This window comes from Acinetobacter sp. 'aerobic (ED)' (genome assembly GCF_904886855.1).
In the GTDB taxonomy this organism is placed as follows: domain Bacteria; phylum Pseudomonadota; class Gammaproteobacteria; order Pseudomonadales; family Moraxellaceae; genus Acinetobacter; species Acinetobacter courvalinii.
Window position 1 is genome coordinate 539,548 of sequence record NZ_CAJHGI010000002.1, and the last position, 10,739, is coordinate 550,286.

Consider the following 10,739-nt stretch of genomic DNA (forward strand, 5'->3'; position numbering starts at 1 on the left):
TTTTGCCTTTATTATTTTATAAGACTGAGGAGATTGTCATGGCATTATCACAGCCAGCAACTTTCAATGAAGAATGGTCAGATGAGCGTGTGTTTGCCTACCTTAACCAGCTTCCTCCAGCTGGCGTAAATGCCGACTTCCATGTGCTCTACCATGCCTTCAAACATATGCGTCCAAATGACTATGAGCGCTTGCTTACCAAGTTTTTGGCAGATGGCCGTGACTTGAATGCAACCAATCCTGAAGGCCAACGCATTCATGATGTGATTGCACAATTTCCTCGCCAGAAAGCGGGTTTTCTGGAAGTTTTAGCGAAATTTGCTTAATCAACACTACAATAAAGGCCACATAATTTATCAATATCAATAAATTGAAGCGTAAATTATGTGGTTTTTAATTAAAATAATGATATTTCTTAAATTCTCTGATAAATAGATTGCCAATAATACAATTTTTATATTTTAGCTATTCTAACTAAGACCATGACTGATCAAAACACAACTGTAATTAAAACTGATCCTGTAAACCATCATTTAGCCGATTTAACCATTATTAGCTTAAAAAGGTTTATCTTTTTATCAATTATTTCTTTAGGGTTATACGAGCTATGGTGGATTTTTAAGGCATGGCGCTTTTTCGCAATTAAAGATCATTTAAATATCATGCCGGCTGCCCGAGCTATTTTTTCCATTTTCTTCTTATATTCCCTGTTTAAGAAAATCCGAGAATATGCCAAAGCACAAGACGATGTTCAGGAATTTTCTGCAGGCTGGATGTATATCGGCTATATCCTTTTCGCCTTAGTATTCGCCAACCTACCAGATCCTTACTGGTTAATTTCATCAGTCAGTTTTATGTTCCTTATTCCCGCTTTTGTAGCCCTTAATCATGCCAAAAAACAGGATGATCAACTCAATGCGGTGATACAGGAAAAATTTAATATTGCTCAAATTTTTGTGATTATTATTGGGTCTATCTTCTGGATCTTGTTATTAATCGGGTTTTTTCTTGAAGTTTAAGGGTTAAAAAGACCATAAGATTGGCGTATATCAGAAAGCCTGCATGATGCAGGCTTTGTTATCCCTGAATTAGCGGCTGCCGATCAGATAAATACCGAGTAAGGTAAATATTCCGCCTGATACTCCATCAATCCATTTGGCAAAGTTTTGGTATGCATTGCGAAATGTTGGCAGAGAAAATACAAAAGCGACCAGGACAAACCATAAAATCGTTTCAATCGAAACAATAATAAAAAGTAAAGAATGATGTTGGTCAAATAATGGATTTGCCAGAAACAGTGAGAAGACACTGCCAAAATAGATAATGGCTTTAGGATTGGAAAGATTGGTCAACAAGCCTTTCATAAAAAATAAATAAGGTGACTGAGGTAAGCTTATTGGATTTATAGTTGGGTTATTTTTAGAGAAAGCAGAGCGAAGCATTTGAAAACCAAGCCAGCACAAATATAGCCCGCCAGCGATCAACAGTCCTTGCTTAAGCCATGCCATTTTTTCAAAGATGATATTGAGTCCCATCAAGGCAAGCAGTGACCACAACATTGCTCCTAGACAAATACCCAGTACCACCAGCAAGGCTTCTTTACGCGAGCGGCTAATTGCGGTTTGTGAGACTAAGAAAAAGTCAGGTCCAGGTGTAATCAATGCACAGAAATGAATAAAAATGAGTGTAGTTAATGCAACGAACACGACTCACCTCAAGGTTGAGATTTTAAAGCGCAACCTTAAATAAAAAACGTGATTTTTACCATATAAAAATTTGAAAACCTAAAACAAAAAAGCCTCGATAACGAGGCTTTTTTTAGATGATATTTAGGTTAAACCAGAATATCCCGTTTACCATTGGCACCCATCGAGCTGACGATGCCATTTTCTTCCATCTGGTCAATGATCCGTGCTGCACGGTTATAACCCAGGCTAAATTTACGCTGTAATGATGAAGTCGATGCTTTGCGTGTTTCTAAAACGAAAGAGACACATTGATCATACAGCGCATCTCGGCTCGGATCACCATCCCCATCTTCAAAACCACGCGATGTAGGCTCTTCATCAAATGGCGTGAGAATCTCATCCACATAATCTGGCTCACCACGTTCACGCCACGCATCACAGATACGGTTCACTTCATCATCACTAATGAAGGCACCATGGACACGCTCAGGTTCAATTTTACCAGGGCCAAGGAACAGCATATCACCATGACCGAGCAAGTCTTCTGCCCCACCCGCATCCAGAATGGTGCGTGAATCAATCTTACTATTGACACGTAATGCCACGCGGGTTGGAATATTTGCCTTGATCAGACCGGTAATTACATCCACCGAAGGACGTTGTGTAGCAAGTAACAGGTGAATCCCTGCAGCACGAGATTTCTGTGCCAAACGGGTAATCATTTCTTCAGCCTTTTTACCGACCTGCATAATCATGTCGGCAAATTCATCGGCCACGATCACAATGGAAGGTAATGGCGTTAAACGCGGCGCACGTTCCCCCACAACTGAGTCACTGGCTTTCCAGGTTGGATCAATCAGATCTTCACCATTGGCAATGGCTTCTTCAACTTTACGGTTATAGTCACTAAGCTTACGGATTTTCAGGAATGACATCAGTTTATAACGGCGTTCCATCTCATTGACACACCAGTTTAATGCGCTAACCGCATCTTTCATGTCGGTAACAACAGGGGTCAGTAGATGAGGAATATCGTTATAGTTGGCCAATTCCAGCTGTTTTGGATCGATCAGAATCAGGCGTAACTGCTCTGGTGTGTATTTCAGCAACATCGACAAAATCATCGAGTTCACTGCAACCGACTTACCCGAACCTGTGGTCCCCGCAACCAGCATATGCGGCGCTTTACCAAGGTCAGTAATAACCGGATTGCCTGAAATGTCTTTACCCATCGCCATAGAGAGCATACCCGCAGGGTCTTCAAACGCTGGTGTTTTCAATAACTCAATCAAGCGTACCATTTCACGGCTGCTATTCGGCACTTCAATTCCGATATATGGTTTTCCTGCAATCACTTCAACCACACGGACCGATGCCATCGACATGGAACGTGCCAGATCGCGGGAAATATTGGTGACTTTAGAGGCTTTTACACCAGGTGCCAGATCCAGTTCGAAACGTGTTACTACGGGTCCCGGCTGGGCTTCGACTACCTGAGCCTTAACGTTAAACTCTTGTAGTTTGATCTCTAAAAGTTCAGAAAGACGGGCTAATTGCTCGGCAGTAAAATTGACCTTTTTATTTGGATCGACTTCATCCAGCAATTCCAGACCCGGTAAGGTCGGCAGATCATGGCGTTTTTGCGCGACTTGCATGGCGCGTGACATTGGACGGCCAAAGGCATCGGTTAAAGGAGCATCCAGATCAAAATCTTCTTCAAGATCAAAGTCTGGCTCGGGTTCAGCTTTACCTGCTGTTTCTTGCCATGCTTCAATAAATGCTTCTTTAGACAAAGCTTCTTTCGGTGCAGACTTCACTTCAATCGGTGCTTTGACGAAAGCAGATGATTGCGCATAACTTGTGGTGCGTGGAGCAGCAGCATGTTCACGCTCCTCCTCAACCAGAAGATCATTGAATTCATCAAATTCCTCTGCAACAGCATGCGGCTTTTCATCGTGTACGGGATTTTGTACAGTAGCAGGAGTTTGAGCAGCATTGTTCTGATTAGATTCATGAATCAGAGCTTCAATGTCCGCTTCAAACTCATTTTCCTGCTCAACAGGCGTATGTGGCATTGCCGGAACGTTTTGCGTGAATGGCGTATGTGCATCTGTAGCAGTTTTACTGTTCGGTACCGCGGCCAACAGCTCATCAAAGATCTGGTCATCATTCCAGTCCAGATGGCTGGCATTGGCTTGCTGCATAACTGCTTCAGCGTGGGCTGAGGGTTCAAGTGCTGTAGTCATCTGAGCTGACTCATCAGCAGCACGGAGTAATGCATCAATCTCCTGTTTATGACTGGCATCATCACGTTGTAATGCACGCCATACTTCACCTGTTTTGACTAAACGCTGACTTTCAGTTTCAAATTGACGTGCACGTTGTAAGGTCTGTTCGAACTCTTCATCTGGCACAGTCGCTGGATGTGGCTCAGCGCTTTGTTGTTGTTCTTTCGCCACCACATCGGCAAATAATTTTTCTGCCATGAGTTGATGGTGTGAATCATCAATTTTAATCAGCTTGGCCTGAACCTGATTGGTTTTGCTCTGGTTTGTATTGTCCTGACTCTCGCTCTCTGCTTGAGCCTTGGTCGTGGCTACTGGTGTTTCAGCCGGCGTCAACTGTTCGGTTAAATCATATGCAGATTCATTTTGTGGCACATTCTTATAGAACAGGTCTTGCAAATACGCAGGCGTATTCTTCAAGGTTACCCAGGTTTTGTTCCATTGAATCCCAAAAGCCAAAGTCAGCAACAAGATACTGAAAGCAAGTAAAAATAAGGTCGCGCCATAAATCGTCAGCAATTGAGAGAGACTTCCCCCCAACTCATAACCGATAATACCGCCAGCGGCATTCTCCAGCGTATCTGCCGGCATATTCCAATGTAGATACAACAAACTTGAAATTGAAAGAATCAGGAAGAACTGGGCTGCATAACGAAATGGGCGGTTCAGAAAGCTTCTCGGCCACCAGACCTGAATTGCTTCTATAAACAGGAACAAGGGAATAAGCAGGCTTGCCCATCCCAGAAAACCAAAGAGTAAATCTGCGATCCAAGCACCGGCCACACCGCTTGCGTTCGAAACCTGCTGGGTATCGCTGGAAATATGCATCCACCCCGGATCAAACGGTGTATAGGTGACTGTGGCAAGAAATAAATAAATGCCAAAGGAAATCAAAAATAATGTCATTAAAAAGCGTTGTGCATAAACACTTGACACCGCAGTCATATACAGTCCTGTAACCCAATTCGTTATTTGTTGGTATCTTTTAAGGCCTAACTTACCTTAATCAATAAGTTTTATATTATGCACTCGTTCTTACAAAAAAGATGCACGATTATTTACTGTTGTTGTTAACATTCTGCACGGATATAGCTCAATTCGATTGAGTTAATCAATATTATCCGGATCGATTTGCCCCACTCCCCTCTCGATTCACGTATAATTTTAGCAGTTTCAATATAAAAAGGATGTTCTTTAATGAGCGCTCGTCACTCACGGTTAATTATTTTGGGTTCTGGTCCTGCAGGTTATAGTGCGGCAGTCTATGCAGCACGTGCGAATCTCAAACCGACACTCATTGCTGGTATACAACTTGGTGGTCAGTTAACCACAACCACTGAAGTTGATAACTGGCCTGGTGACCCTGAAGGATTAACTGGTCCTGTACTGATGGAACGTATGCAAGCCCATGCAGAACGTTTCGGTACAGAAATCGTCTATGATCACATCAATGAAGTTGATCTTAAGACTCGTCCATTCGTGCTGAAAGGTGATATGGAAGAATACACATGTGATGCGCTGATTATTGCAACTGGGGCAACCGCACAATATTTAGGTCTTGAATCTGAAGCTGCCTTTATGGGCCAAGGCGTCAGTGCCTGTGCGACCTGTGATGGTTTCTTCTATAAGAACCAGAATGTGATGGTGGTTGGTGGCGGTAACACTGCCGTTGAAGAAGCACTGTATCTTTCTAATATTGCAGCGCATGTTACGCTGGTGCATCGTCGCGATAGCTTACGTTCAGAAAAAATCTTGCAAGATCATCTTTTTGCCAAAGAAAAAGAAGGCAAAATCAGCATCATCTGGAACCATCAGGTCGATGAAGTCTTAGGTGACAATACCGGTGTAACCGCTGTTCGCATTAAATCAACTCAAGATGAAAGCACTCAGGACGTTCAGGTTCAAGGTCTGTTTGTTGCAATCGGCCATAAACCAAATACCAGTATGTTTGATGGACAATTGAACTTACGCGATGGCTATATCCAGGTACACAGCGGTACGGCAGGTAATGCAACTGCGGCTTCTATTGAAGGTGTATTCGCAGCGGGTGATGTCGCAGATAGCGTTTATCGTCAAGCGATTACTTCAGCGGGTTCAGGCTGTATGGCAGCGCTTGATGCAGAAAAATATCTAGATAATCTAAACTAATTAGACCAAAACAGAAAAACCACCATTCATTGGTGGTTTTTTATTATACCCAGTAGGATCAGGTTAAGATTTCCCCAATTCTCTGTCACAGGCATACACATTCTTCTTGGGCGTGACCCAAGCTGATTCTGCTCAAGGATTGCCATTCCTGCGCAGTTCAGTTAGTTTAGAATTATTCTTATTTACTTTGTTTGCTATGCAACCGCTTCCACCCTCTCAATATATTTTTCCTGATCCTGTTGAAGCCGATCCGGAAGGCCAAGGTTTTATCTGTATCGGTGCTGATCTTAGCCCCTCTACATTATATGAAGCCTATACGCATGGCCTGTTTCCTTGGTTCAATGCCGATGAACCGATTTGCTGGTGGAGTCCCGAACCTCGTTGCATTATTGAACCTCATGCCTATAAACCGAGTAAATCATTACTTCGGAACATGAAAAAACACGATTATCGAATCACCGTGAATCATGCTTTTGAACAGGTGATTCGTTCCTGTTCCTTACCTCGCAGTTATGCCAATGAAACCTGGATCAGTGAAGACATTATTCAAGGCTATTGTGACTTATTTAATGCTGGCTATGCCTATAGTGTTGAAGTCTGGCAGCAACAGAAACTGGTGGGTGGTTTGTATGGCGTCAGCATTGGCAAAGGCTGTTTTGGTGAGTCGATGTTTAGCACTGAAACCGATGTTTCAAAAATGGCGTTCTATACCCTGATGCTGATTGGACAGGAAAATCAGTTGCCGTGGATTGATTGCCAACTGGTCAATGATCATCTTTTAAGCTTGGGTGCGAGTACACTTTCTCGCCAAGCCTATCTTAAATCGTTACAAGATGTAATTATTGCCCCCTCTATCAATTGGAAAAGTTATCAAGAACGTGTATTTTCAAGTAAAACAATAGCAGTTTTTGCCACATTAGACGGTTAACGGATTAACACCTTGGAGGGACAGATTAATGAAATCATACCAACCCAAGTCCCTTTTAAATGACTTACAGTACTACATTACCCCACCGCATGATTGTAGTTATCTCGATAATAAATCTGCGCGGATGGTCTTTCTGGACCCGATTCACCGTATTGATGTGGTGACATTGTCAGAACTTTCTCGTGTAGGTTTTCGTCGTAGTGGTGATTTTGTCTATCGTCCTGAATGTCACCTATGTCGTCAATGTTTATCCTGTCGTGTTCCCGTGCAAGAATTCAGCATGAATAGCAGCCAGAAAAAGGCTTGGAAACGCAATCAAGATTTACAAATGAGTATTCTGCCGACCTCGCAGGCCACTCAGCAACATTACGATTTATATGAACGCTATATCAATGAACGCCACTCAGATGGCGATATGTATCCCGCTAGTCTGGATCAGTTTGAAAAATTTCTGGTGCATAGCTGCACCGAAAGCTTCTTTATTGAACTATGGAAAGACCAGAAATTGGTCGCGGTCTCCACCTGTGACCTGATGGATGATGGACTGTCAGCGGTTTATACCTTCTTCGATCCAGATGAGCAACGCCGCTCCTTAGGTGTGTTCGCAATCCTGAAACAGATTGAATATGTCCGCAGCTTGAATCTGGAGTATTTATATCTGGGTTATTGGGTCCCGCATTCAGATAAAATGAATTATAAATCGCAATATACCCCACTGGAATTATTACTGGATGGTCAATGGCGCAGACTCAACCGCCCACTTGCAGACAATGAAATCCAGCAACTCGGGAATTCATTGATGAGTACCTTACCCTCTGAATGGAATAATTTAATTATTAAATAACGCAGCAAAATCATCTGTGCATGTCTTAACCATAATCACGGCATGCTCTCTGGAACCATCCGGATTCGGATAATAGTTTTTGCGCACATCAATTTGATGAAAACCTGTTTTTTCATACAAACGGATCGCGGCTGTGTTGCTCTCACGCACTTCTAAAAAAATCTGGATCGGATTGTTTTTTAATTGCTGGATAGATTGGTCCAATAATTTATAACCAAGACCCTTGCCCTGCTGACTCGGATGGATCGCCATCAACAATAAATTAGCCTCATCTAGAACGGGCTGCAGAATACAAAAACCGACCACCTGATTAGCCTGTTCGTAAACCGTACATTGATATGAAGCTAAAGACTCCTGAAACTGCTGCTTGTTCCATGGATGGGTCTGGACCAAGCGTTCAATGGCTGCCACACTTTCCAGATCACTGTCTCGCATCAATCGAATCACAAGTTAACACTCTAAAAATTACTGTGGCAGATTATCGACAATTTCAGCTGAAAATTGAATAAAAAAATGGGCAGTTTTACTGCCCTTGGACATTAACTTGGATTAAAGCCCAATTCAGCCCGCCATTTATTCAGCAGTTCGGTCGTATCGTCATCATTGGGATGGAATTTCGGTCTTAAGAAAGACAGCAATGTTGGAATCTGACGTGTCATAAAGCCTTTATAACCATACATAAACTTCAGCATGTACTTGGTATCACGCCAGGTCAGTTTGCCATCTACCTGCAGTAATTTTGCAGTAAAATAAGATTGGGTAATAAAGATCAGCCCCATGGCAATCACCAAGGCCAATGAACGCATAAAATAGGCTTTAGCACCCTGTCCATACATCGACTCATACACATCAAAAGCGACAGCTTTATGCTCATTTTCCTCTACCGCATGCCACATCCATAAATGGTACATGGTCTCATCCATAAACATGGCCTGGATATCCGGATTACTCAATAACTCTTCGGCAATGGTCGAGGTAAAGTGTTCTAAGGCACAGGTCCCGGTCAAACTGATCATTTCCTTGGTGAAACCAAAAGGTTTCAGGAGTTTCGAGGTTACTCCAATGGTTCGGTTAATCAAACGGCCGGTTTGTGCTTCCATTTTACGGACATTGTATCCATATGCCTGGGCAGATGCATTGAAAGCCAAATGCTCTTTTGAATGCATCGCTTCCTGACCAATGAAGGCACTGATTTCTCTCTGCAATCTCGGGTCAGCCAGTTTGGGATCATTACGGACTGCACGGGTACTATTTACAAAGAATTGCTCACCTTCTGGAAATAGTGCTGAAAGCGCAGTCATAAAATGGGTTAAGGCAGCATCTCCATTGGCCCAGTAACGTGGTACTTCACCAAATTCAAAATCCATTCGGCGTACAGGGAAACTGGCGCCAGCTCGGTTTGAAATATTGACTTTAGCATTCATACCCTTTTCTCCTATCCGTGAATATTCTTGATAAATCATGCTGAATAATTCATTTATACGCCCTTTTCAGTCGTTCTCATAAGTGCAGATAAGGTCAGAAAAACATCATATTAGGACATGTCATCACACTAAAAATCATCTATGAAATAAAAGCTACAAAATAAAAAAAGGGCAATTTTGATTGCCCTTTTTTAAACCATACACTTCAAAATGAAAAGTTAGAAACCAAGTTTTGCTTTCCAGTCTTTTAACAGCTGAACTGTATCGAGATCATTAGGATGGAAACCAGGTTTAAAATAAGCCAGCATCTCCCCGGCCATGCCGGTAATAATGCCTTTTGAAGGGCTATAACCATATTTATAAATCATGGCCAATTCTTTAAAGTTCAGCTTCTTGTCCTGTTGCAACAAACGTAAAGTGAAATAAGACTGGAGGATAAAAATCAAGGCCATGGCAAATACCAGCGCAGAGGTACGCAAGCTATAGGCTTTTAAACCTTTACCAAATACTGCTTCATAAACATCATAAGCCACGGCTTTATGTTCATTTTCCTCGACTGCATGCCAGAACCACATATAGGACATGGTGTCATCGGTCATTAAGTCCTGAATATGCGGGTTACGTAATAACTCAGAAGCAATGGTCGCCGTAAAATGTTCTAAGGCTGTGGTTGCGGTAAGATTGACCATTTCTCGGGTCATACCAAAAGGTTTGACCACCTTAGAAAAGTTGCTTAATGCAAACTGGATATAACGCCCTGTGATCCGTTCTAACGTTCTGACATCATGGCCATATTTCTGGGCTGAGGCATTAAAGTTAACATGCTCTTGCGTATGCATGGCTTCCTGACCAATAAAGGCACTGATTTCTTTTTGTAGCTCTTCATTGTCTTTAATCGCCGGGTAATAACGAACCGCACGCACTGCATCAATAAATAATTTTTCACCATCTGGGAACAGCGCAGATAAACCTGTCATGAAGTGGGTTAAACCTGCCGAACCATTCATCCAGTATTCAGGGACCTGATCAAAATCAAAGTTCATACGACGGACTGGGAAGCTTGCACCCGCACGATTTGAAATATTTACTTTAGCATTCATGCTGCCAACTCCTTTTCAGTGAAACTTTCCACTGAGCACTTTTGTCTGTTTCTTGCGTTTTATATTACGTGGTTATGCAAATCAATTAAGTGCAGTTTGGGACAGCAAGCTATCAGTTTAGGACACTCTTACCAATGGATTGTCTAACAATAAACAAAAAAAACACCCCAAAGGGGTGTTTTTTTATCACTCTAGGCGATTATGCAGTTACTTTAGCAACAACACCAGCACCTACAGTACGACCACCTTCACGGATCGCAAAACGTAGACCTGGGTCCATTGCGATCGGGTGGATTAACTCTACTGACATTTCTACGTTGTC

10 protein-coding genes and 1 pseudogene are annotated in these 10,739 nt (G+C 42.5%); 5 read left to right on the forward strand and 6 right to left on the reverse strand.

The genetic code is table 11. The features are described 5' to 3' along the window. Window positions 1-38 precede the first annotated feature (38 nt). Window positions 39-326: a PA4642 family protein gene (locus tag JO943_RS06065; RefSeq protein WP_005283978.1), complete on the forward strand. Its 288-nt coding sequence runs from the start codon at window positions 39-41 to the stop codon at window positions 324-326. 156 nt (window positions 327-482) lie between these two features. After that, window positions 483-1,019 (forward strand): hypothetical protein, encoded by a 537-nt coding sequence (locus JO943_RS06070; RefSeq protein ID WP_202740266.1) that lies wholly within the window; start codon window positions 483-485, stop codon window positions 1,017-1,019. 69 nt (window positions 1,020-1,088) lie between these two features. On the opposite strand, the gene rhtC is transcribed toward JO943_RS06070, so the two are convergent. Both rhtC and JO943_RS06080 read right to left on the reverse strand, forming a co-directional pair. Further along, window positions 1,089-1,706: a threonine export protein RhtC gene (gene rhtC, locus JO943_RS06075; RefSeq protein ID WP_005229055.1), complete on the reverse strand. Its 618-nt coding sequence runs from the start codon at window positions 1,704-1,706 to the stop codon at window positions 1,089-1,091. A 128-nt stretch (window positions 1,707-1,834) separates the two neighbouring features. After that, complete coding sequence (locus tag JO943_RS06080) at window positions 1,835-4,918, reverse strand: DNA translocase FtsK (protein ID WP_202740267.1); 3,084 nt, start codon at window positions 4,916-4,918, stop codon at window positions 1,835-1,837. 252 nt (window positions 4,919-5,170) lie between these two features. Between JO943_RS06080 and trxB the strand changes: the two genes are divergently transcribed. From trxB to JO943_RS06095, 3 genes are all read left to right on the forward strand, one after another. Then, the gene (gene trxB / locus JO943_RS06085) at window positions 5,171-6,121 is read left to right on the forward strand and encodes a thioredoxin-disulfide reductase (RefSeq protein ID WP_005229053.1); all 951 of its coding nucleotides are present in this window, start codon (window positions 5,171-5,173) and stop codon (window positions 6,119-6,121) included. 196 nt (window positions 6,122-6,317) lie between these two features. Then, window positions 6,318-7,049 (forward strand): leucyl/phenylalanyl-tRNA--protein transferase, encoded by a 732-nt coding sequence (gene aat / locus JO943_RS06090; RefSeq protein WP_199949211.1) that lies wholly within the window; start codon window positions 6,318-6,320, stop codon window positions 7,047-7,049. A gap of 28 nt (window positions 7,050-7,077) precedes the next feature. Continuing rightward, window positions 7,078-7,893 (forward strand): arginyltransferase, encoded by an 816-nt coding sequence (locus JO943_RS06095; protein ID WP_032867898.1) that lies wholly within the window; start codon window positions 7,078-7,080, stop codon window positions 7,891-7,893. Here the strand turns inward: JO943_RS06095 and rimI are convergent. The 4 genes and pseudogenes from rimI to JO943_RS06115 all read right to left on the reverse strand — a co-directional run. Next, entirely contained in the window at window positions 7,879-8,328 is a 450-nt protein-coding gene (gene rimI, locus JO943_RS06100; RefSeq protein ID WP_032867900.1) for a ribosomal protein S18-alanine N-acetyltransferase, read from the reverse strand. The two genes, JO943_RS06095 and rimI, sit on opposite strands and share 15 nt — an antisense overlap. Before the next feature lie 104 nt (window positions 8,329-8,432). Beyond that, a complete protein-coding gene (locus JO943_RS06105) occupies window positions 8,433-9,317 on the reverse strand; it encodes a metal-dependent hydrolase (protein ID WP_005229049.1) in 885 nt (294 codons plus the stop codon). A gap of 218 nt (window positions 9,318-9,535) precedes the next feature. Further along, window positions 9,536-10,417 (reverse strand): metal-dependent hydrolase, encoded by an 882-nt coding sequence (locus JO943_RS06110; RefSeq protein WP_005229048.1) that lies wholly within the window; start codon window positions 10,415-10,417, stop codon window positions 9,536-9,538. 199 nt (window positions 10,418-10,616) lie between these two features. Beyond that, window positions 10,617-10,739 (reverse strand): annotated as a pseudogene (locus JO943_RS06115) (elongation factor Tu); the annotation flags it as partial.